The organism is Pseudomonas sp. AK106 (assembly GCF_053903055.1).
This window is the reverse complement of the sequence record NZ_CP096426.1, coordinates 3,190,988-3,213,094: the sequence shown is the minus strand read 5'-3', so window position 1 is coordinate 3,213,094 and position 22,107 is coordinate 3,190,988. Positions and strand designations below refer to the sequence as shown.

The following is a 22,107-nucleotide window of genomic DNA, read 5'->3' as shown; positions in this document are numbered from 1 at the left end:
CAGCCCTCGACCGGGTGCACTGGGCGGCGGCCGAAACGGCGCGGCCCGCGCGGGTGCAGAAGGCGCGATTGCCTGGCTGCCCACCTTGCTCCGTGGGCGCCCCCGGGTTCGCAGCGATCTGGTGCATCAGCCCCGCAGTCGCCGGCCGGAGCAGCTCTGGCTGGTGATCGTCGACGCGTCGGCATCGACCCGGCGCAATCACGCGTTGAGTCAGGCAAAGGGTTTGTTGGCGGGGTTGTTCGATGATGCGTATCGGCAGCGCGCCAGATTGGCCTTGCTCACCGCCAGCGGCACCGGCGCGCGCTGGCAGCACCAGGGCCTGAAAGCCAGCGCCGGGTTGCAGCCGTGGCTCGATGCATTGGGTGCGGGGGGCGGCACACCGCTGTGGGATGCGATCAATCAGGCGGCTGAATGGTCTGCAAAACGGCACAAGCGCTGCCCGGCGGAACAGCAACGGGTGCTGATTCTCACTGACGGGCGGGTCAAGGACATACCGGCGCTATCAACACGACCGGCGCAGCCGCTTCCTTTGTTCAGCGGCCCCGTGCTGCTTATCGACATCGAGCGTGGGCCCATACGGCTGGGCCGCGCCCGGGACATCGCCGTGCAACTCAACGCTGACTACCGCCACATCGACGAGTGCTGAGCGCACGTCGTCGTTCGGGTCTCAGGCGGGCATGGTCCACGGCTCGAGGCTGTAGCCTTCGCCGCTGATTTCAGCCCGGGCCTGTTCGAGAAACTGCGCCAGTTGCTTCGGATCGGAATAGGCGCTGCTGGGGATCTGCTTGCGGCCAATGCGGGTGCTGGTGCGGTCGATGACGGTGAGGCTCAGTTCGCCGTTGCCATCCTGTGGGGCCCAGGCCACGCACTGGAAGGGTTCAAAGGCGTGACCGGCAATCAGCAAAGCATCGTTGAAGCGCAAGGGGGCGTTCATGGACTGTCCTCAAAGTGCCCGTGTACGTTGTGCACCGGCGGCGGGCGTATCGCTCGGTGGCGTCTGGTGTTGCTACTTGTACTGATGACCGTCCCCCAGGGCTGAGTCACACCCATTTTGAAATTTCTTGATTTATTTTAAGCGGCACTTTTGCCGCGCTTCCTTGCCGCGCGTGAGCCAAACTCCTGCGAGGCCTGGTTCTTCACTGCCAAGCGCGCTTGATGGTGTACATAAACGCTAAGCACGTTTCGATCTTAGGCTTATACAGAATCGATCCAAGGGGGCGTCAGAAACCTTGCTATGGTGTCAATCGGCCTTCACAAGGCACTGTTTATAAGAATGTTTTCTCCATGGATCACTACGCGACCCCGGCGCCAAGGAAACTCACATGCATGATCTGGCCTCCATACGCCGCCTGCTGATCGTCGAACCGTGCGAGGAATGTCTGCAACTGGTCCCCGGCCTGCGCATTGCCGGGTGGGATGTCGACAGCTGCACCCTTGAAGAGGCCGCGTTGCGTCCCTGTGACGTTGGCCTCATCCGCCTGCTGCCCGAGCATTTCGAACACCCTGAAGTGGTCAAGTCCCTTATCTCTCGAAGCAACACCGAATGGATCGCCGTGCTGACCAGCGAGGACCTGCGCCGCGAGCACATCGGTGATTTTGTCTGTGAGTGGTTCTTCGATTTCCATACCTTGCCCTTCGACGTCGCCCGCGTGCAGATCACGCTGGGGCGCGCCTACGGCATGGCGCGGCTGCGTGCCAAAGGCGCCAGCGTTGCCGGCGGTGGCGGTTATGGCAAAGGCGCCCCCTTTGGAGAGAACCCTGGCCAGCAATTGCTGGGGGAAAGCCGGCCGATGCGCGAGTTGCGCCGATTGCTGAGCAAGCTGGCGCCCACCGAATCACCGGTGCTGATCCGTGGCGAAGGCGGGACGGGCAAGGAGTTGATCGCACGCACGCTGCATGCTCAGTCCCAGCGCCGCGATCAACCCTTCATTTCGGTCAACTGCGGGGCGATGTCGGAGCAATGGCTGCAGGAAGAGTTGTTCGGCACCGCTGACGCGGGAGACGCAACACGCCAGCGCAGGACGGGGCGCATTGAAGAGGCCAATGGCGGCACCCTGTTTCTCGACGAGATCGGCGATTTGCCCCTGGAGGTCCAGGCGAATGTGCTGCGGTTCCTGCAGGATCGGCACATTGAAGTGGCGGGGGAGCGTGTCCCGGTGGATGTGCGCGTGCTGGCGGCGACCCACGTCGATCTGGAAGCGGCAATTCGCATGAAGCGGTTTCGCGAAGACCTGTATTACCGGCTCAACGTGTTGCAGGTCGGCACTGCGCCGTTGCGCGAGCGGCACGGTGATCTGGCGTTGCTGGCCAATCACTTCGCCCAGTTCTACAGCCGGGAAACCGGCCGGCGGGCACGCAATTTCAGTCAGGACGCGCTGGTTGCCATGGGCAAGCACGACTGGCCCGGCAACGTGCGGGAGTTGGAGAACCGGGTGCGTCGCGGGCTGGTGCTGGCGGAAGGGCGGCAGATCGAAGCGTTCGACCTGGGGCTGCTGGGCGAAGAAGAGATCAGCACCAGCATGGCCACTCTGGATGAGTACAAGTCCCGGGCGGAACGGCAAGCGCTGTGTGATGTGTTGACCCGTCACAGCGACAACCTCAGCGTGGCCGCCAAAGTGCTCGGTATTTCTCGGCCAACGTTCTATCGCCTGCTGCACAAGCATCAGATTCGTTGATCCGGCCTTGAGCGATGCAGCCGCCGGCGTTCACCTCCGGCGTGCAGGCTCTCAGTCATTGATCAGTTGGCTGACCCGCTGCAGTGCTTGCTCACTGCGGTGGCTCCAGCTCCCGCCAATCACCTCGAAAGGCTGCCCGTGGGCCACCAGCCATTGCCGGCTGGCCTCGAAGAATGCCTGGCGCTCGGCCAGGTCTGGCTGGCAACGCTGACCGTCGCCGACCCATTCGACCCCCTCCGGGGACAGCAGCAGGTGCAGATCGTAGTGGCGCTCGGCGAGGGCGGTTTCGATCCACGCCGGGCAGTCGTTGAACAGCGCACGGCTCCAGAGGACGTTGCTGAGCAAATGGGTGTCGAGGATCAGCAGTGACGGTTTGAGCGACCGCGCGGCGTCCTCACGGGCCAGTTGTTCCCGGGCAATGACGTCGATGTCGGCGTAGCAGGTGTCCCGCTGTACCTCATCGATGAACTGGCGCACGTACTCGCCCACCCGCACGCCGCCGAACTGCCGCTGAATCTCTTCCGCCAGCCAGCTCTTGCCGCTGGATTCGGGCCCTGTCAGTACCAGCACTTTCATACCGGTCAACGCGCCAGCGCGGGGTCGGCGCGCCAGTCGCGCCAGCCCTGCACGGCGAGCAGGGTGAACAGCGCGTACAGACCCGCGGTGAGGTACAGCGCTTTATAGAGAAACAGGCCCACGAAGATCACGTCGAGCAGGATCCACAGCGGCCAGCACTGCACCCGCTTTTGCGCCATCCAGACCTGCGCGACCAGGCTGTAACCGGTCAGTGTGGCGTCGAGCCAGGGTTGCGCGGCGTCGGTGAAATGGGCCATGGCCGCGCCAAGGACAACGCTGACCACGGCGCCGGCGACCAGGCTGAGCAACAGGCTGCCGCTGCCCAGCGAGGTGACGATGCGGCCGTTGTCCGCCGCGCCACGGCGGGTCCACTGCCACCAGCCATACAGCTGCAGCACGGCGTACACCACCTGCAACAGCATGTCGGAGTAGAGCTTCACGTCGAAGAAGATCCAGGTGTAGAGCAACACCATGACCAGACCGATCGGCCAGCACCATGGGTTCTGTTTGACTGTCAGCCAGACGGCAATGACACCGAGTGCAGCGGCAAACAGCTCAAGCCCTGACATGGCAACTCCTGAAGAGACGGTGGAAAAACGGGTCGGCGATTGTAGGCGCTTTATGGCCCGAGGTGGGACGCGATGATGCGTCGGAAGCATCTGAAAAGGCGGTAGAAAAACATCCCGGGCAGCACGTCGGGTTCATAGAGGCAATGTAACGACGATGGGGTAAACGTCAAAGCCTTCGCGCCAGTATTCATGCTAGCGCGTTCGTCAGAAAGGTCTGCTAGCATCGCCGCGCTCATGCCCGAGGCAGAGCGCTGTAACGTTCATGCTTTTTTTACGTTTGACCGTTTATCGTTCGCGCAACAGTTTGTAATACATATCAAGAGAGCCGTGCCATGAGCAGGTTCCAGCCGGGGGAATGATGGATCTTTGGACCGCTGCACAGGCGCTGATACTTGGGGTTGTAGAAGGGCTGACGGAGTTTTTGCCAATTTCCAGCACGGGTCATCAGATCATCGTTGCGGACCTGATCGGTTTTGGCGGCGAGCGCGCGATGGCGTTCAATATCATTATTCAGTTGGGGGCAATCCTGGCGGTGATGTGGGAGTTTCGTCGCAAGATCCTCGACGTGGTCACCGGGCTGCCGACCCGGCCCGAAGCCCGGCGTTTCACCGCCAACCTCATCGTCGGCGTGTTGCCGGCCATGGTGCTCGGGGTGCTGTTTTCCGATCTGATCCACGAATACCTGTTCAACCCGATCACAGTGGCCGTTGCACTGGTGGTCGGCGGCTTCATCATGCTCTGGGCCGAGCGCCGCGAGCATGTGATTCACGCCGAAACCGTGGATGAGATGACTTGGGTGGATGCGTTGAAGGTCGGCTTCGCGCAATGCCTGGCGATGATTCCGGGTACTTCGCGATCGGGCTCGACCATCATCGGCGGGCTGCTGTTCGGCCTGTCACGCAAGACCGCCACCGAGTTTTCGTTCTTTCTGGCGATGCCGACCATGATCGCGGCTTCGGTGTACTCGGGGTACAAATACCGCCACCTGTTCCAGCCCGATGATCTGCCGGTGTTCGCCATCGGCTTCATCGCCGCGTTCATCTTCGCCATGATCGCCGTTCGCGGCCTGCTCAAGTTCATTGCCACCCACAGCTACGACGTGTTCGCCTGGTACCGCATCGCCTTCGGTCTGCTGATTCTCGCGACCTGGCAATTCGGCTGGGTCGACTGGTCCAGTGTGCAGGGCTGATCTTCCGATGACTCAACGTTCCGAATCGCAACACCCGGGGCGCTCGGCCGCCGCCAAGCCTGTCGCCGTGCGCTTTCTGAAACTCAAGCTGCTGGCGATGCTGTTGCTGTGCGGCTTGCCGGTCTACGGCGTCGTCACCTACTGGACCCGCGGTGGCAGCTGGCTGCCGGCGGCGATCTACGGGCTGATGAGCGTTGTCGCCTTTGGGTTTTACGGCTGGGACAAGAAGCAGGCCCAGCGCGGCGGCCAGCGGACGCCGGAAAAGCTGCTGCACGTGAGCGAACTGCTGGGCGGGTGGCCGGGTGCGCTGCTGGCCCAGCAAGTGTTTCGCCACAAGACCCGCAAGTTTTCGTACCAGCTGGTGTTCTGGCTGATTGTGCTGCTGCACGAATTGTTCTGGATCGACCGCTTGCTGTTCGGCGGTCGCCTGATTTCGCGCCACTTGTATTGAATGGCTTGCAGAAACGCTGGATGGACCCGTTTACAGTTTCAACGCCACCTGGCGGCGCTTCGACAGCTTGCCGACTACTAACTGGTGGGAGCGGATCAGCGCTTCCTTTAGCTCGTCTTCGCCCATGGCGAACGGGTAGGTCAGGGTGATCCAGTGGGCGCGGGCCAGGTAAGGCGCAGGTCGCACGCCCGGACGGTCGACGTAGCCGAGGAACAGCTCGGCGCCGACCTTGAACGACAGGTCGTTCCCGGCCAGGCCCATCACCGCGAACATCTTGGTGTCGGCGATGGAGAACACCCTGACGCCGCCCCATTTGTAATCCTCCCGCGCGCCGGGAAGATTCAGGCAGAACGCGGCGACGTCTTCAATCTGCATCGGCATGTTCCTGAAGGGCGGTGAGGGGTATACGAGTGCGTGGGTTACCCATGGGCGCGACCTCCATTCGACGCCAGGTCCGCCAGAATCGGACAGTCCGGGCGGCGATCGCCCTGGCAGTGGCTGACCAGGTTCTGCAGGGTGTCACGCAGCCCGGCCAATTCCTCGATTTTCTGATTGAGTTCGGCGATGTGCTGGTGGGCCAGCGCCTTGACGTCGGCACTGGCACGGCCGCGGTCTTGCCACAGGGTCAGCAGTTTGCCGACCGCTTCCAGGGAAAACCCCAGATCCCGCGAGCGTTTGATGAACGCCAGGGTGTGCAGCTCGTCCGGGCCGTACAAGCGATAGCCGCTGTCGGTGCGGGCAGCGGCAGGGAGCAGGCCGATGGATTCGTAGTAGCGAATCATCTTGGCGCTGAGGCCGCTGCGTTTGGCGGCTTGTCCGATGTTCATGAAGCGTCTCCCGTGTCGTTGGGCTGGTAGTTGGGGGCGTCTATAGGTTCGTCGTTGGCTTGGTCTTTGGGTGTCCAGGTTTTCAACAGCAGGGCGTTGCTCACCACGCTGACGCTGGACAAGGCCATGGCTGCACCTGCCAGGACCGGATTGAGTAGACCGAACGCGGCCAGCGGAATGCCGATCAGGTTATAGACGAAGGCCCAGAAGAGGTTTTGCCGGATCTTTGCGTAGGTCTTGCGGCTGATGTCCAGCGCGGCCGGGATCAACCGCGGGTCGCCGCGCATCAGGGTGATGCCGGCGGCGTGCATGGCCACGTCCGTGCCGCCGCCCATGGCGATGCCGATGTCGGCAGCGGCCAGGGCAGGGGCGTCGTTGATGCCGTCACCGACCATCGCCACCACGCCGGTTTTTTTCAGGGCCACGACGGTGGCGGCTTTGTCGGCGGGCAGTATTTCGGCGTGCACGTCGTTGATGCCCAGCGCCTGCGCGACGACCCTGGCGCTGCCGCGATTGTCTCCCGTCAGCAGGTGACTGCTGATGTGCCGGGCGGTCAGTTGCGCGATGGCCTCAACCGCGCCGGTCTTGAGCGTGTCGCCGAAGGCAAACAAGCCGAGCACCTGACGCTGCGGGCTCAGTTCGATCAGCCAGGACAGCGTGCGGCCTTCGGCTTCCCAGGCCTGAGCCCGCCCGTACAGGTCGAGCCCGGTCAAGTTGCTTTCTTGCAGCAAGCCGCTTTCTTGCAGCAGGCGCTGATTGCCCAGCGCCAGTTCGCGGCTGTCCAGGGTGCCGGCGATACCGCGTCCGGCCAGCGCGCGGCTGTTGCTGACGTCCCCCAGGTTCAGGCCGCGTTCTGTGGTCACGTCCAGCACCGCTTTGGCCAACGGGTGTTCGCTGCCACGCTGCAGCGCACCGGCCAGTTGCAGCAGGGCGTTTTCATCACCGTCGAGGGCGGCCATGTGGGCAATGCGCGGCGTGCCGGAGGTCAGCGTGCCGGTCTTGTCGAAGACCACCGTGGTGACTTCATGGGCGCGTTCAAGGGCTTCGGCGTCCTTGATCAAAATGCCGTGGCGGGCGGCCACGCCGGTGCCGGCCATGATCGCAGTCGGCGTGGCCAGCCCGAGGGCACAGGGGCAGGCGATGACCAGCACGGTGACGGCGTTGATCACCGCGGCCTCCAGCGACGCGCCGGCCATCAGCCAGCCGACCAGCGTCGCCAGGGCAATCAGCAGGACCACCGGCACGAACACCTGGCTGACCTTGTCGACCAGTTTCTGGATCGGCGCCTTGGCTGACTGCGCGTCTTCCACCAGACGGATGATGCGCGCCAGCACGGTTTCTGCGCCCAGTGCCTGAGTGCTGATCAGCAGGCGGCCCTCGCCATTGATCGCGCCACCGGTGACCCTGTCGCCGGGTTGCTTGGGGACCGGCAGGCTCTCGCCGCTGATCAGGGCTTCGTCGGCGTGGCTCTGGCCTTCGATCACCTCGCCATCCACCGGGAAGCGCTCGCCGGGTTTTACTACCACCTGATCGCCAATGCTCAGTGTGCTGATGGCGACCTCCATGTCCTGGCCGTCCACCCGCTTGATCGCGCGTTCAGGGCGTAATCCCTCCAGCGCCCGAATGGCGCTGGCGGTCTGGCGCTTGGCGCTGCTTTCGAGGTATTTGCCGAGGAGGACCAGTGCGATCACCACCGCCGACGCCTCGAAATACAGGTGCGGCATCGTCCCGGGCGCAGCGCTCAACCATTGGTAGATGCTCAGCCCATATCCGGCACTGGTGCCCAGCGCGACCAGCAAGTCCATGTTGCCGGAACCGGCGCGCACGGCTTTCCAGGCGGCGACGTAAAAGCGCGCGCCGAGGAGGAATTGTACGGGGGTGGCCAGGGCAAACTGCAACCACGCCGGCAGCATCCCGTGGACGCCGAACGGCTGCAGCAGCATTGGCACCACCAGCGGCAGCGCCAGGACAATGGCAAGTATCAGTTGCCAGCGCTCGGTGTTGTGGCGTTGGCGCTGGTCGGCCTGCTGGACGGCTGAATCCTGTTCGAGGCTGGCGCTGTAGCCAGCCTTGTCGACGGCCGCCACCAGCACGGCGGGGTCGATCTGCCCGCTGACTTCGACGTGGGCGCGTTCGTTGGCGAGGTTGACCGTGGCGACCTGGACGCCGGGCACTTTGCGCAACGCGCGCTCGACCCGGCCTGCGCAACTGGCGCAGGTCATGCCGGCGATAGGCAGATCGAATGTTGCGGGACTGGGCATCGTGGACACTCCGGTAAGTCGATTGCCAGTAAGGATCAACCTTGCCCTTCTGGCAAGGTCAAGGTGCGTAACCGATGTTTTTCTGGCCGGATCGTTTGTCCGCCGCGGCGCAGGACAGCCCATTTGCAACCTGCGACAATCGCGGACCCTTTCGGCCAGGCGAGCGGCATACCGTGTACGACTTCAACGATTTGTACTACTTCGTGCAGGTGGTCGAGAACAAGGGGTTCGCCGCCGCCGCGCGCAAGATCGACGTACCGAAGACCAAGCTCAGCCGCCGCATTGCTCAACTGGAAGATCGGCTCGGGGTACGTCTGATCCAGCGCACCACGCGCAAGTTCACGGTGACCGAGGTGGGGCTGGATTACTACCGTCATTGCGTGGCGATGCTGGTGGAGGCCGATGCGGCGGAGAAGGTGGTTGAGCAGTCGAGGTCCGAACCCCAGGGCATCGTGCGCATCAGTTGCCCACCGGCGCTGGGTGCGATGGGGGTGAGCGACACGATCGTCAAGTTTATGGTGCTGCACCCGAAAGTGCAGGTTCAGGTGGAGAGCACGAACCGACGGGTGGATGTGTTGGGGGAGGGCTATGACATCGCGCTAAGGGTGCGTTTTCCGCCGCTGGAGGACGAGAATCTGGTGATGAAGGTGTTGGGGGAAAGCCATCAGCGGTTGGTGGTTCGTCCGTCGCTGCTGGAGGGTAAGGTGGTTCGAACGCCGCAGGAGTTGGTGGGGCTGCCGAGTATGGATCTGGCGCCGGCAAACCGTGAGCACCGTTGGGCGTTGATCGGGCCGGGTGGTGAGCGGATCGAGGTTGCCCATCAGCCACGCTTTGTGTCGTCGGATCTGGATGCGTTGCACCGGGCGGCGGTGGAGGGGGTGGGGGTGGTGCAGATGCCGGAGATTATGGTTCGGCATTCGTTGCATGAGGGGCGGCTGGTTGAGTTGTTGCCGGGGTTTCGGCCGCCAAGCGGGCTGATTCATGCGGTGTTTCCGTCTCGCCGGGGGTTATTGCCGTCGGTGCGGGGGTTGGTGGATTTGCTGGCGGAGGATTTTGGGTTGAATGCGAAGGCGGATCGGGAGGCGTGTGAGTTGGCCGGCAAGCTGTAGGGGACTTAAGCTGTAGGGGACTAGCTGTAGAGCTGTAGGGGACTGATTTATTTACAGCGCTTCACCGTAAATTAATCTGTCCCCGGGTTTTTCAAGATCAAGATCAAGATCAAGATCAAGATCAAGGTTCTTTAAAATCAAGAGCGTCTGCCTGGGGGCAGACTGTTTCGCCTTCGGCGAGTTACTTGGAAGAGCACCCCAAGTAACCAAAGGTGCTTGCTCCTGGTTGGGCCCGACTTCGTCGGGTTCCTTCACTCCGGTCTCGCTCCGTGGGCCCGCCGCCATCCGCCATCCATGGCGGGGGGCGGCTCTCGCGGCATCCGTGCCGCTCGGCCCACTGCGCGAGACCTGCGTTCAGCCTGCACCCAAGTCGCGATTGGCGGTGTTTGGGCTTTTTGCGCATGAAGATCAAAAGCGCTTTAAAGCAGATCAGAAGCTTCCCGGTTGAAGCCGGTCCTACCGTCGGCGGCGGTCCTGCTGAATGCACGCGGTGTTTGTAGGACCGGCTTCAGCCGGGAAGGGGCCAGTTTGAACGCCATCAATGTCAGGAAGCTGTAGGGGACTGATTTATTTACAGCGCTTCACCGTAAATTAATCTGTCCCCGGGTTTTTCAAGATCAAGATAAAGATCAAGGTTCTTTGAAATCAAGAGCGTCTGCCTGGGGGCAGACTGTTTCGCCTTCGGCGAGTTACTTGGAAAAGTCGAAAGTCGCACCATCCCCAAGTAACCAAGGGTGCCTGCTCCTGGTTTGGCCCGACTTCGTCGGGTTCCTTCACTCCGGTCTCGCTCCGTGGCCCGCCGCCATCCGCCATCCATGGCGGGGGGCGGCTCTCGCGGCATCCGTGCCGCTCGGCCCACTGCGCGAGACCTGCGTTCAGCCTGCACCAAAGTCGCGTTCTGCGGCGTCTGGGCTTTTTGTGTATGAAGATCAAGATCAAAAGAAGATCAAGAGCTTCCCGGCTGAAGCCGGTCCTACCGTCGGCGGCGGTCCTGCTGAATGCGCGCGGTGTTTGTGGGACCGGCTTTAGCCGGGAAGGGGCCGGTGTGAACACTATGAATGTCAGGTTTTTTAGCATTCTTTAAACCAGCATCGATGCTCCATCTTTTGATTGTCCTGTATGTGAGACGATCAAATGCATTTGCACCCTCTAATCACTTATTACCTCTCAAGGTAGGATGAAGCCACTTGATCGCCCGGCGGCGATTCTCACCTTGGGAGCACTTTATGAAACTCTTGCACATCGATTCCAGCATCCTCGGCGATCACTCCGCTTCGCGTCAGTTGAGCCGCAGTGTTGTGGAGGCTTTCACCGCTTCTGCCCCGGACACTCAGGTGGTGTACCGCGATCTGGCGAATGAGCCACTCAATCATTTCTCCGGCGCGACGCTGGCTGCTGCCGGGACGCCGTTGGAGGGCCGCGATGCGGCGCAGACGCTGGACGTGGAGACCAACGAAGCGACGCTGGCGGAGTTTCTGTCGGCGGACGTGGTGGTCATCGGTGCGCCGATGTACAACTTCAGCATCCCGAGCCAGTTGAAGGCGTGGATCGACCGGATCTGTGTGGCAGGCCGCACGTTCCGTTACACCGAGGCGGGCCCGGAAGGTCTGTGCAAGGGCAAGAAAGTGATCGTCGTTTCGACCACTGGCGGTCTGCATCAGGGCCTGCCGAGCGGCGTAGGCCATAATGACTTGCTCAAGGTGGTATTCGGTTTCATCGGCGTCACCGACCTGCAATTCGTTGTGGCCGAAGGCCTGGCTTATGGTGAGGAGCCGCGCGCCGCTGCCATGGCCGCCGCGCAAAAGAACATCAGCGAAACGCTGTTCGCCTGACCCGACCAACCCGCAGGGATACACGCGACCTTCCCGGTCAGGTAAACCCTCAGCAGCCGAAGGGGGACAGATTGATTTACGGTGAAGCGCTGTAAATAAATCAGTCCCCCTTGGCTCTCTAAATCAGTCCCCCTCGGCTGTCCCCTCGGCTTTAGCGTCCTGTCATTCAGCCCCGCGACAGGCTTTATAAGATCTTTGCGCGTAATCTCGTTGCAGCACCGTAGAATGCCGGCCCAATCGGTCTGTTCTGCGTCAAACGGCGGCCGCTGTCTTTCATTCATCGAGCTTGGCCCGCCTTGTGCACCCTTGATCCTCAAACGTTTCGGAATGTTATCGAACCCCGCGGGTCAGATAGCAACAGACGCCGTTTTTACGGGCCCTCAGGCCTTGAGCGTCTGAATCGGCAGGGATGGATTGATAAGGTGAGGGGCATTGCAATGATGCGTCTTTGTGCAGTGATGATGATCAGCCTGCTGGGCAGCCTGATTTCGGTGCAGGCCAGTGAGCTGCAGAGCTGGAGCGTGGGCTTTCACGAGCTGACGTTTCTCGATCCGCTGGATTCCCGGCCCATGCACGCCTATGCCTTTTACCCGTCCACCGACGATGAGCACGTCACCCGCGTTCAGGGGTATCCGATTGAAGCGTCGGAAGACGCCACCATTGCCATGGGTCGTTTCCCGCTGCTGATGCTGTCCCACGGCAACACCGGCACGCCGCTGGCGCAGCACGACCTCGCGACGTCATTGGCGCGCAAGGGCTTTGTCGTCGTGGCGGTGTTTCATCCGGGCGACAACTACATGGACCACAGCCGTCTGGGCAGCCTGAGCAATCTCTACGGTCGCCCGCTGCAAATCTCCGAAGCCATCAGTGCCGCGCTGATCGACCCGATGCTGTCGCCGTACATCAGCGCGCGTCGGGTGGGGGTGATCGGTTATTCGGCGGGCGGCGAAACGGCGTTAATCCTCGCCGGCGCCCAGCCGGATCTGCAGCGTCTGCGCCATTACTGCACCGAGCGCCCCCAGGACCGTGACGCCTGCAAAACCCAGGGCGAACTGGTGGCAGACCGTGACGACCTGCACGCCCAAGCCGATCCCCGCGTGGGGGCCTTGATGCTCATGGCGCCGCTGGGGTTGATGTTCGGTCGGCAGACCTTGGCTGAGGTGCACGTGCCGGTGTTGCTGTACAGCGGCGACGGCGACGAATTGCTCGCCATCGACAAGAACGCTGAAGCATTGGCCCGCAAGCTCCCTGATGTCTCGGATTTCAAGTTGTTTGCCGGCGCAGGACACTTTGTGTTCATGGCGCCCTGTGATGACGAGCAACGGGCCACCCAACCGGGCCTGTGCACCGACGCCATCGGCGTCAATCGCGAAAGTATTCACCGCGACCTGAGCACCGAAGCCGTGCGCTTTTTCGGCACTGCGTTGGGTACGCCCCTCGGCACCGCCGGGATGCAGACAGCCGCCCATCGTGAATTTGATCCCGTCAGCAGCCTCGATCAATAACGCTGCGCGGAAACCTCAGACCGACTCGCGCAGCTTAAGGGGCTTCTGAAGCGGGTGAGGCCCCCGCCGGTTTGCCCCGAATCACTTTGCCGCGCCGCTCGGCAATCTCCCGCGCCTGACCATCACGCTGCCCGCCGGTACGCGCCTCGCTGATCAATGCCGGGATCAACGGCCCCTCTGGCAAGTTCTTCCAGAACCTCGCCGGCAAATGACCCTGCATGACTTTCGGATTGAGCCGCGCCGGATTGAAGATGTGGCTGTAGTAGGTCAGCCACAGATTGCCGTGGGGATCATCGGCGTTGCGTGCCAGGGATTGCCACGCCTCCGGGCATTCAGGCTGATGAATCAGCTGCTTGCCGTCATAGAACACGCCGTCTTTGGGCGTTGCGATCATCCAGCGATGACGGCCCATGCGCCCGATGAAGTGCTCGCTGGCGGTGCGCAGAATGTCATGGGCGGGCTCGTGCCACGCGACGTATTCCGGCAGGCAAGACATCTCCAGCAACGCCGCCTTGGCCGCGACGTCTTCGGCATTGTCGATCACCGGCAGCGCCACGAAGCGCAGGAACGCGTGCAAGTGATGGGCTTCGCGGCTGACCTGTTTCAGGCGCCGGTGCAGTTCGCTGCCCAGTTTGTCCCCGGCCAGCATCGCCGTGCGATCACCGTGACTGACCCGCCAGAGCACTTCGTAGAGCAGCGTCCAGCGCTGGTCGCCGCAGAACTGCGCGGCGTTCTGCAGCAGTTCCAGCAATTCAAGGGGAATGCGCGCGCGAAACGGGCCGGGCTCGTCCGGGTAATCGGCGTCGCTGGCGAAGAGGTCGGCGTCCTGCTGCACGCTCCAGCTCACCTGGTCCGGGTTGATCTGGTGGCTCAGCAGCCAGCGCGCCTGCTGCCGCCAGGTGTCGAATGAGTCGGCGCAATCGAGAATGATCATCCCCACAGCGCCATTTGTTGCGGCTGCGGTTTGTCGCGCAGTTGCTCGCGTAAATCGATGCTCGAGCTCTCGGCCTGACGCGGATGGTAGTCGCTGGTAATGATGAACGGCTTGGCCTTGGCCAGCACACAGCGCAGCCGGGTCAGGTCTTCATAACGAATGCGACGTTGGCGGCGCAGTTCGACCAGACGCTTGGTGGTGCGAATGCCGATGCCGGGGATTCGCGCGATCATCGCCGGCTCCGCGCGGTTGAGGTCCAGCGGGAAGATGTCGCGATGCTCCAGCGCCCAGGCGAGTTTCGGATCGATGTCCAGGGCCAGATGACCGGGGCCTTGCAGCAGTTCGTTCGCGCTGTAGCCATAGCTGCGCAGCAGGAAATCAGCCTGATACAAGCGGTGCTCGCGCATCAGTGGCGGCGCAGCGTGGGGCACGCTCTTCGGGCTGTTCGGAATCGGGCTGAACGCCGAGTAGTAGACGCGCTTGAGGCGGAAATCGCCGTACAGGGATTCGGCGGTGTGCAGGATGGTGCTGTCATCGGTTTCGTCAGCGCCCACAATCATCTGCGTGCTTTGCCCGGCGGGCGTGAATTTCGGCGCACGCGGCTCGTTGAGCACGGTTTGCTGACCGGTGTAAATGGTCTGCATGGCCTGCTTGATCGAGCCCATTTCCTTTTCCGGTGCCAGGGTTTGCAGGCCCAGCTGGGTGGGCAGCTCGATATTGACGCTGAGGCGATCGGCATAGCGACCGGCTTCTTCGATCAGCGCAGGGTCGGCTTCAGGGATGGTTTTGAGGTGGATGTAGCCACGGAATTCATGCTCTTCACGCAGCAGCTTGGCGACGCGGATCAGCTGTTCCATGGTGTAGTCCGCCGAGCGGATGATCCCGGAGCTGAGAAACAGGCCGCTGACGCAATTGCGGCGGTAGAAGTCCATGGTCAGGGTGACCACTTCTTCCGGGCTGAAACGTGCGCGCGGCACGTCGCTGGACCGGCGATTCACGCAGTACTGGCAGTCGTACAGGCAGAAGTTGGTGAGGAGGATTTTCAGCAGCGAGACACAGCGTCCGTCGGGGGTGTAGCTGTGGCAGATGCCCATGCCGGTGCTCGATCCGAGGCCGGATTTGCCTTCGGAACTGCGCTTGGGTGCGGCGCTGCTGGCGCAGGAGGCGTCGTACTTGGCGGCGTCGGCGAGGATGCTCAGCTTGTCGATCAGCTGCATGGATTTTCTCGATACTGTTTTTATGTACAGTATCGAGTTAGCCGGGGATGAACAAGGGCCGATCGGATGGATGGCCGGTCGATCAACTGATGCGCTGTACCAATTCCTTCAATTCGCCGAAATCTTTGACGCGATGAAAGTTGGCGTTGTCCATGAACGCCGAGAAATCCGTGTCGCCATAACCCGCCACTTGGGCGCCGGCGCCGAGTCCTGCTTCAACGCCCGGAATGCTGTCTTCCACCAGCAGACACTGATTGGGCGGCAGGCCCAGCAGTTCGGCGGCGTGTTCGATCAGGATCGGGGACGGTTTCCACGATTGCACTTCATAGGCGCTGACGATCAGGCCGTGGAACACGTCCAGCAGGCCGACCGTACTCAGGCAGGTTTCGATCTTGCTGCGCGGGCCGTTGGACGCCACGCATTTGGGCAGCGAGAGGTTGCGCACGAATTCGACTGCGCCGGGCATTTCTTCGAGGCGTTCCTGCAGCAGCGGCAGGGTGCGCGCGCGGAATTCGGGTTCGATTTCGTCGCTTGGCAGCCATGGATAATCGCGGCACAGGCCTTCCAGGCACAGCGCAAACTGCACGCCACGAAAGCGTTGCAGCACTTCGTCGACGCTCAGCAACACTTGATGCTTGTTGAGTATGTCGCGCAGCAGGCCGGCGGCCAGCCGTTCGCTGTCAACCAGGGTTCCGTCGCAGTCAAAAATGACGCCGGCAATATTCAAACAGGGCTCTCCTTCTCTCTCGATCGGGCTTTCTCGACCGGAATGCGTGTTCAGGTGTCTGGAATGCGGGTAGGGGCAGTTCGACCGGCATTATCCAGAAAAGTTGGCGTCGATGTTCAGTCACTGACTTACGGTATGGCGCACCCAGTCCACGGGGAAGGTGTGCAGGAGGGCTAACCGCCATGGGAGCAGGCCGACGGTTCCATCGTCGGGCCTGCGCGTGACGCATCGGTTACAGCTCGACCGGGGTGACCAGCGTGCCCTTGTCGAAATGACCACTGACGTTGGCGAACACCAGGTCGGCCATGGCCTGGCGGGTTTCGTAGGTCCCCGAGCCGATGTGCGGCGTGAGCACCACATTGTCCAGCTTCCACAGTTCGGCGGGCACGTTGGGCTCGTCTTCGAACACATCGAGGCCGGCCCCGGCGATTTCCGAGGCCATCAGCGAGGCGACCAGGGCCTTCTCGTCGACGACGCTGCCGCGGGCGACGTTGATCAGGAATGACTTGGGACCGAGGGCTCGAAGCACGTCGGCGTCGATCAGGTGTTGGGTGTCCGGCCCGCCCGGGACGATGACGATCAGGTAGTCCGAGTCCTGGGCCAGGTCCCGAAGGTCACCGTAGTGCCGGTAGGGCACATCGTCGTAGGCGCGGCCACGGCGGAAGTAGGCGATGTTCATTTCGAACGCGGCGGCGCGCTTGGCGATGGTCTTGCCGATCTTGCCCAGGCCGACGATGCCGCAGGTCTTGCCGCACAGGTCATTGCCGAGGGGAAACTTGCCGTTGGGCCACTGGCCGGCCCGCACGAAGCGCTCGGCTTCGCTGATGCGGCGGGACACGCAGAGCATCAGCGCCATGGCGGTTTCGGCGACGGCGTTATTGAGGACCTCGGGCGTGTTGCTCAGCTTGATGCCACGGCGCGCCAGATACTCGGTGTCCACCGCGTCGTAGCCGACGCCAAAGCTGCTGACCACTTCCAGGTTTGGCAGCCGATCGAGAAGGGCATTGTCGGTGCCGAACACACCGCTGGTGACGACGCCGCGCACCTTGGCCCCGTGTTGGCTGGCCCAGGCGTCGATGTCGTGGATGTCGGCGAGTTTGTGCACGCTGTAATCGCGCTCAAGGTGGTGCATCAGCGAGGCATGCATCGGACCCCAGACCAGAATGTCGGCTTTCTTGTCGCTCATTGTTTTCTCCTTCATCAGGCCAGATACGCTTCGGTATTCAGCACCTCGGCATAGGCGAAGCCCAGTGCGGACATGAACGCGGCGTGGACCTGGGCGGCCGGCACTACATCGCCATTGAACTCCAGGTCACGACTGGCGCAGGCGTCATGAATCACTTTGACGGTGTAGCCGAGGTCCGCCGCCGCTCGGGTGGTGGCGTCGATGCACATGTGGCTCATGGAGCCGATGATCACCAGGTGCTCGATGCCTTTTTCTTCAAGCAGCGCCTGCAGCCCGGTGTCGCGGAACGAATTGGGGAAGTGCTTGAGCACCACCGGCTCGTGCTCGAGGTTCAGGACTTTGGGGTGCAGCCTGGCGCCCTCGGAACCAGGCGTGAAGAAGGGCGCGTCGGCACCGGACTCATGGAGGATGAAGACGATCAGATCCCCGGCGTCGCGGGCCGCCTGAACCACCTTGACGGCGTTGTCCGCGGCGGCGTCGGCGCCAACCAGCGGCCATTTACCGCCAGGGAAGTAGTCGTTCTGGATATCAACTACGATGAGCGCTGTGCTGGACATTCGGGCTTCCTTCTTGAGGGGGTGGGTGGTTGAGAGTAATACCTACCCGAGAACTGAACCACTGCCGCTGCACAGACTGAACCCGATACTGGCAGTAGGACCGGCTTCATCCGGGAACAGGCCGGTGTGCACGACATCGATTTTGCAGTGTAATGATCGGCACCTTCCCGGCTGAAGCCAGTCCTACCAGGTACGCGGTGTGACAGTGGGACTGGCTTTAGCCGGGAAGAGGTCAGTGTGTACGACATCAATTGTGCGGCGTGATGTCTGACGCCTTCCCGGCTAAAGCCAGTCCTACCAGGTACGGGGTGTGACAGTGGGACCGGCTTCAGCCGGGAACAGGCCTGTGTGTACGACATCGATTTTGCGGCGTGATGTCTGACGCCTTTCCGGCTAAAGCCAGTCCTACCGGGTACGCGGTGTGACAGTAGGACCGGCTTCAGGCGGGAAGAGGCCCGTGTGTACGACATCGCTTTTCCGGCGTGACGTCCGACGCCTTCCCGGCTCAAGCCAGTCCTACCGGGTGCGCGATGTGTATGTAGGGCCGGCTTCAGCCGGGAACAGGCCGGTGTGCACAACATCGATTTTGCAGTGTAATGATTGACGCCTTCCCGGCTAAAGCCAGTCCCACCGGTTGCGCGGTGTGACAGTAGGACCGGCTTCAGCCGGGAACAGGCCTGTGTGGACGACATCAATTTTGCGGCGTGATGTCCGACGCTTTCCTGGCTGAAGCCAGTCCTACCGGGTACGCGGTGTGACAGTGGGACCGGCTTCAGCCGGGAACAGGCCAGTGTGTACGACATCGATTTTTCCGGCGTGACGTCCGACGCCTTCCCGGCTAAAGCCAGTCCTACCAGGTGCGCGATGTGAATGTAGGACCGGCTTCAGCCGGGAACAGGCCTGTGTGGACGACATCAATTGTGCAGTGTGATGTCTGACGCCTTCCCGGCTAAAGCCAGTCCTACCAGGTACGCGGTGTGACAGTAGGACCGGCTTCAGCCGGGAACAGGCCTGTGTGGACGACATCAATTGTGCAGTGTGATGTCTGACGCCTTCCCGGCTAAAGCCAGTCCTACAGGTACGCGGTGTGACAGTAGGACCGGCTTTAGCCGGGAACAGGCCTGTGTGGACGACATCAATTGTGCAGTGTGATGTCTGACGCCTTCCCGGCTAAAGCCAGTCCTACAGGTACGCGGTGTGACAGTGGGACCGGCTTCAGCCGGGAAGAGGCCGGTGTGTACGACATCAATTTTGCGGCGTGATGTCAGACGCCTTCCTGGCTAAAGCCAGTCCTACCGGGTACGCGGTGTGACAGTAGGACCGGCTTCAGCCGGGAAGAGGTCAGTGTGTACGACATCGATTTTGCAGTGTAATGATCGGCGCCTTCCCGGCTGAAGCCAGTCCTACCGGGTACGCGGTGTGACAGTGGGACCGGCTTTAGCCGGGAAGAGGCCGGTGTGTACGACATCGATTTTGCAGTGTAATGATTGACGCCTTCCCGGCTGAAGCCAGTCCTACCGGTTGCGCGGTCCTGCTGGCACACGGCCTGTTTGAATCAGCAGCGCTTCCCGCTGTCCATACCGCGCCACCCCGTTTGAGTAACCACCGAGAAGTCATGACCGTGAATGGAATCAGCCGCCACCTCCACGCCCTAGCCAGCCTGATCCTGCTGACGCTGCTGGTCGGTTGCAGCTCGCAACGCCATCAGGAACCCTCGCCGGATCCCTCGGTGGTACGCAGTGAAATCGTGCGGCTCTTGCCCGCCCGCGTCGCCGACCGCCAAGGCTGGGCCCAGGACATTCAACGCGCGTTTGACGTGCAGAAGATCAACCCCAGCGTTGAGAACCTCTGTTCCGTGCTGGCCGTGACCCAGCAGGAATCCAACTTTCAGGTCGACCCGGCCGTTCCGGGAATGGGCAAAATCGCCCAGGACGAAATCGACCGTCGCGCCAGCAAGGCGCACATCCCCAATCTGCTGGTGCGCAGCGCCCTGGACATCCGCTCCTCGACCGGCAAAACCTTTAACGAACGCCTCAGCGCCGCCCGCACTGAAAAAGACCTGAGCGCCATTTTCGATGACTTCATCGGCATGGTCCCGCTGGGTCGTACATTGTTCGGCAACTTCAACCCGGTCCATACCGCCGGGCCCATGCAGGTCAGCATCGAATTCGCCGAGCGGCAGGCCCGGGATTATCCGTATCCGGTCGAGGGCTCGATTCGCCATGAAGTGTTCAGCCGTCGAGGTGGCATGTACTTCGGCATCGCCCATCTGCTCGGTTATCCGGTCAGCTACGACAGACCGCTGTATCGCTTCGCCGACTTTAACGCCGGCTGGTACGCCAGCCGCAATGCCGCGTTCCAGAGTGCGGTGGCGCGTGTGTCCGGCAAGCGTCTGGCCCTGGATGGCGACCTGATCAGCTACGGTTTCGGCCCGGCGCTTGGGCAGACCGAACTGGCTGTGCGCAGCCTTTACCCGCGGCTGGACATGCGCAACACGACCATCCGCAACCAATTGGAGAAGGGCGAAACACTGGCCTTCGAAGACACCGAGCTGTACGCGAAAATTTTTGCCATGGCCGACGAGGCCGCCGGCAAACCGCTGCCACGGGCTATTTTGCCGGGCATCGTGCTGGAAAGTCCCAAGATCACCCGCAAGCTGACCACGGCCTGGTTTGCGCAGCGGGTCGAAGAGCGGCGGGTTCGCTGCATGGCGCGGGCGTCCGGGTCTTTGAAGTGAGGCTACGATTGCTGAAAGCTTCCCGGCTAAAGCCGGTCCCATATTCAATTTGCAGGAGGCATCCTCGTGAGCCGTGACATCGAAACACCGATCATCATTACCAGCAGCAACCCGGCTGCCGAGGAGCAGGCAGCGAGTGATCAGGTCGCCGACGCCATGCTGTTCGGATCACCCAAAGACCGGCTGAATTTCTACCGCAAGGAAATCCAGTACGAGACCGCCATCCTGTCCAATCGCACCAACGCCTACCTGTCCGCGCAATCGTTTCTGGTGATCGCCTTCGCCTCGTCGATGGCCAACCTCAATCCGGAGTGGGGCAAGATGTTCACCCTGGTGGTGCCGCCTTTTCTGACGTTGCTCGGGCTGATCAGCTCCATGCACGCCTGGCCGGGCATTCGCGCGGCGTACGAAATCATCGATCACTGGCATTTCAAGCAGGCTCAGCTGCTCAGCAGCCAGCCGGCCATGGGCCTGGCGTACGACGACTCGCCGCTGTTCAGCGAACACGAGTCCAGCGAGAAGGGCTATCGCAAGTCGCTGATGTTTTCCATGCGCACGCCGTGGCTGTTCACCGTGTTCTGGTTTTTGCTGGGGGCGTTTTCGATCTACGTGCAGGTCGTCGACAGCGTTTTCTAAGTCCGCAAGGACCACGCCGATAAAGAAACAAAGAAAGCGGGGTGATGTTACCTTGACACCTAGTCGCGGCAGGCGTATCTCGTCTGCCCGGTGCACGCCCGCTGCGGCGGCTGCAATCCCAGGGTCAGACAGCTTCTTGGTCCACACCTTGCAACAACCTGCCGCGCAACGTTCTGCGCCGTTTTTTTGACCCTTTCGCGTATTTCACAGGCCTGCTCACGTCGACTAATTCTAATTCTCGACCTGCACTCACTGGAGCCACCCTCATGGCAGCATTGCAACAAATCACCGTAGACGCGCTCAAGCGCTCCGAATCCCAGCTGGCCGTTCAATGGCACGCCGATCTGGAAGCCAGCGGTGCGACGCGCAATCTCAAGCCCGAGGAAATCCGCCAGCAAGTTGCCGACTTCCTGCGCCTGCTGACGTCGACCCTGGAGAAGGGTGGCTCCGCCAACATCACCACCACCGAATGGGATGACGTTCGCCACTTTCTGGAAAAACTGTCCAGTCAGCGCGCGTTGGCCGGTCAGGATTCCCAGCAGACCGCCAGTTTCATCTTCGCCCTCAAGGGCCCGCTCTTCACCCAACTGCAAAATGCCTTCGCTGATCAGCCGTTGCTGATTGCCGAGCAAGTGCTGCAGATGTCGGAGCTGCTCGATGGTCTGGGCCTGCACACCATCCGCACCTATCAGAAGTCCCGTGAAGCGGTGATCAAGCGTCAGCAGGAAGAACTGCTCGAGCTGTCCACGCCGGTGGTCAAACTGTGGGACGGCGTTCTGGCGCTGCCGATGATCGGCACGCTGGATTCGCAACGCACCCAGGTGGTCATGGAATCGCTGTTGCAGCGCATCGTCGACACCGGCGCTGAAATCGCCATCATCGACATCACCGGTGTGCCGACGGTCGATACCCTGGTCGCCCAGCATTTGCTCAAAACCGTGACCGCGATCCGCCTGATGGGCGCCGATTGCATCATCAGCGGCGTGCGTCCGCAGATTGCCCAGACCATCGTGCACCTGGGTCTGGACCTGCAAGGCGTCGTGACCAAAGCCAATCTGGCCGATGCCCTCGCACTGGCCCTGCGCCGTCTGGGCGTCACCCTCACCAAGGCGGTATGAG

The 22,107-nt window shown here is 62.0% G+C and carries 21 protein-coding genes and 2 pseudogenes; 11 read left to right on the top strand and 12 right to left on the bottom strand.

What is annotated here, in order from left to right:
• Positions 1-19: 19 nt before the first annotated feature.
• On the top strand, positions 20-646 hold the full coding sequence (locus tag M1E04_RS14325; protein ID WP_456293200.1) for a vWA domain-containing protein: 627 nt from the start codon (positions 20-22) through the stop codon (positions 644-646).
• Positions 647-667: 21 nt separating this feature from the next.
• Here the strand turns inward: M1E04_RS14325 and M1E04_RS14320 are convergent, their stop codons facing one another.
• Positions 668-934: a hypothetical protein gene (locus M1E04_RS14320; RefSeq protein WP_065991433.1), complete on the bottom strand. Its 267-nt coding sequence runs from the start codon at positions 932-934 to the stop codon at positions 668-670.
• Positions 935-1,322: 388 nt separating this feature from the next.
• On the opposite strand from M1E04_RS14320, the pseudogene M1E04_RS14315 reads away from it, so the two are divergent.
• Together M1E04_RS14315 and M1E04_RS14310 are read left to right on the top strand one after the other, a co-directional pair.
• Positions 1,323-1,694, top strand: a pseudogene (locus M1E04_RS14315) (VpsR-related response regulator); the annotation flags it as partial.
• A 69-nt stretch (positions 1,695-1,763) separates the two neighbouring features.
• Positions 1,764-2,675 (top strand): annotated as a pseudogene (locus M1E04_RS14310) (sigma 54-interacting transcriptional regulator); the annotation flags it as partial.
• Positions 2,676-2,726: 51 nt separating this feature from the next.
• On the opposite strand, the gene M1E04_RS14305 reads toward M1E04_RS14310, so the two are convergent.
• Positions 2,727-3,251 carry an AAA family ATPase gene (locus tag M1E04_RS14305; protein WP_369320065.1) on the bottom strand — a complete coding sequence of 175 codons (525 nt, stop codon included), beginning with the start codon at positions 3,249-3,251 and terminating at the stop codon, positions 2,727-2,729.
• A 5-nt stretch (positions 3,252-3,256) separates the two neighbouring features.
• Positions 3,257-3,820 carry a nicotinamide riboside transporter PnuC gene (pnuC, locus tag M1E04_RS14300; protein ID WP_296309595.1) on the bottom strand — a complete coding sequence of 188 codons (564 nt, stop codon included), beginning with the start codon at positions 3,818-3,820 and terminating at the stop codon, positions 3,257-3,259.
• A gap of 358 nt (positions 3,821-4,178) precedes the next feature.
• On the opposite strand from pnuC, the gene M1E04_RS14295 reads away from it, so the two are divergent.
• Both M1E04_RS14295 and M1E04_RS14290 read left to right on the top strand, forming a co-directional pair.
• Complete coding sequence (locus M1E04_RS14295) at positions 4,179-5,009, top strand: undecaprenyl-diphosphate phosphatase (RefSeq protein WP_369305862.1); 831 nt, start codon at positions 4,179-4,181, stop codon at positions 5,007-5,009.
• 7 nt (positions 5,010-5,016) lie between these two features.
• Positions 5,017-5,460 (top strand): DUF1294 domain-containing protein, encoded by a 444-nt coding sequence (locus M1E04_RS14290; RefSeq protein ID WP_410929062.1) that lies wholly within the window; start codon positions 5,017-5,019, stop codon positions 5,458-5,460.
• Positions 5,461-5,490: 30 nt separating this feature from the next.
• On the opposite strand, the gene M1E04_RS14285 is transcribed toward M1E04_RS14290, so the two are convergent.
• Genes M1E04_RS14285 through M1E04_RS14275 form a run of 3 tightly spaced genes read right to left on the bottom strand, consistent with a single transcriptional unit; the run spans position 5,491 to position 8,548 of the window.
• Positions 5,491-5,835: an MmcQ/YjbR family DNA-binding protein gene (locus M1E04_RS14285; protein ID WP_192135650.1), complete on the bottom strand. Its 345-nt coding sequence runs from the start codon at positions 5,833-5,835 to the stop codon at positions 5,491-5,493.
• Positions 5,836-5,879: 44 nt separating this feature from the next.
• Positions 5,880-6,287: a Cu(I)-responsive transcriptional regulator gene (gene cueR / locus M1E04_RS14280; RefSeq protein ID WP_065991439.1), complete on the bottom strand. Its 408-nt coding sequence runs from the start codon at positions 6,285-6,287 to the stop codon at positions 5,880-5,882.
• Complete coding sequence (locus M1E04_RS14275) at positions 6,284-8,548, bottom strand: heavy metal translocating P-type ATPase (RefSeq protein ID WP_456291550.1); 2,265 nt, start codon at positions 8,546-8,548, stop codon at positions 6,284-6,286. Before M1E04_RS14275 ends, cueR begins: the two co-directional genes overlap by 4 nt.
• A gap of 173 nt (positions 8,549-8,721) precedes the next feature.
• Between M1E04_RS14275 and M1E04_RS14270 the strand changes: the two genes are divergently transcribed.
• The gene (locus M1E04_RS14270; RefSeq protein WP_369320080.1) at positions 8,722-9,657 is read left to right on the top strand and encodes a LysR substrate-binding domain-containing protein; all 936 of its coding nucleotides are present in this window, start codon (positions 8,722-8,724) and stop codon (positions 9,655-9,657) included.
• A 51-nt stretch (positions 9,658-9,708) separates the two neighbouring features.
• Here the strand turns inward: M1E04_RS14270 and M1E04_RS14265 are convergent, their stop codons facing one another.
• Positions 9,709-9,912: a hypothetical protein gene (locus M1E04_RS14265; RefSeq protein WP_456291549.1), complete on the bottom strand. Its 204-nt coding sequence runs from the start codon at positions 9,910-9,912 to the stop codon at positions 9,709-9,711.
• Between the two features lie 971 nt (positions 9,913-10,883).
• Between M1E04_RS14265 and M1E04_RS14260 the strand changes: the two genes are divergently transcribed.
• Both M1E04_RS14260 and M1E04_RS14255 read left to right on the top strand, forming a co-directional pair.
• Positions 10,884-11,489 carry an FMN-dependent NADH-azoreductase gene (locus M1E04_RS14260; protein ID WP_456291548.1) on the top strand — a complete coding sequence of 202 codons (606 nt, stop codon included), beginning with the start codon at positions 10,884-10,886 and terminating at the stop codon, positions 11,487-11,489.
• 437 nt (positions 11,490-11,926) lie between these two features.
• A complete protein-coding gene (locus tag M1E04_RS14255; protein ID WP_065991443.1) occupies positions 11,927-12,994 on the top strand; it encodes an alpha/beta hydrolase family protein in 1,068 nt (355 codons plus the stop codon).
• Between the two features lie 34 nt (positions 12,995-13,028).
• On the opposite strand, the gene M1E04_RS14250 is transcribed toward M1E04_RS14255, so the two are convergent.
• The 5 genes from M1E04_RS14250 to M1E04_RS14230 form a co-directional block, all read right to left on the bottom strand.
• Complete coding sequence (locus M1E04_RS14250; RefSeq protein WP_065991444.1) at positions 13,029-13,928, bottom strand: TIGR03915 family putative DNA repair protein; 900 nt, start codon at positions 13,926-13,928, stop codon at positions 13,029-13,031.
• Positions 13,925-15,145, bottom strand: a complete 1,221-nt coding sequence (locus M1E04_RS14245) for a putative DNA modification/repair radical SAM protein (RefSeq protein WP_065991445.1) — start codon at positions 15,143-15,145, stop codon at positions 13,925-13,927. The genes M1E04_RS14250 and M1E04_RS14245 overlap by 4 nt, the downstream gene beginning before the upstream one ends.
• Positions 15,146-15,227: 82 nt before the next feature.
• Positions 15,228-15,872 carry an HAD family hydrolase gene (locus M1E04_RS14240; RefSeq protein ID WP_065991446.1) on the bottom strand — a complete coding sequence of 215 codons (645 nt, stop codon included), beginning with the start codon at positions 15,870-15,872 and terminating at the stop codon, positions 15,228-15,230.
• Between the two features lie 232 nt (positions 15,873-16,104).
• Positions 16,105-17,058, bottom strand: a complete 954-nt coding sequence (locus tag M1E04_RS14235) for a 2-hydroxyacid dehydrogenase (protein WP_456291547.1) — start codon at positions 17,056-17,058, stop codon at positions 16,105-16,107.
• Positions 17,059-17,072: 14 nt separating this feature from the next.
• Positions 17,073-17,615 carry a cysteine hydrolase family protein gene (locus M1E04_RS14230; protein ID WP_296308947.1) on the bottom strand — a complete coding sequence of 181 codons (543 nt, stop codon included), beginning with the start codon at positions 17,613-17,615 and terminating at the stop codon, positions 17,073-17,075.
• A 1,615-nt stretch (positions 17,616-19,230) separates the two neighbouring features.
• Between M1E04_RS14230 and M1E04_RS14225 the strand changes: the two genes are divergently transcribed.
• The 3 genes from M1E04_RS14225 to M1E04_RS14215 all read left to right on the top strand — a co-directional run bounded on the left by M1E04_RS14225 (position 19,231) and on the right by M1E04_RS14215 (position 22,106).
• On the top strand, positions 19,231-20,352 hold the full coding sequence (locus tag M1E04_RS14225; RefSeq protein WP_456291546.1) for a DUF1615 domain-containing protein: 1,122 nt from the start codon (positions 19,231-19,233) through the stop codon (positions 20,350-20,352).
• 156 nt (positions 20,353-20,508) lie between these two features.
• Positions 20,509-20,988, top strand: a complete 480-nt coding sequence (locus M1E04_RS14220) for a hypothetical protein (RefSeq protein WP_065991732.1) — start codon at positions 20,509-20,511, stop codon at positions 20,986-20,988.
• A gap of 266 nt (positions 20,989-21,254) precedes the next feature.
• Positions 21,255-22,106, top strand: coding sequence for an STAS domain-containing protein (locus M1E04_RS14215; protein ID WP_065991450.1), 852 nt, complete (start codon positions 21,255-21,257; stop codon positions 22,104-22,106).
• The last annotated feature ends 1 nt before the right edge of the window (position 22,107 follow it).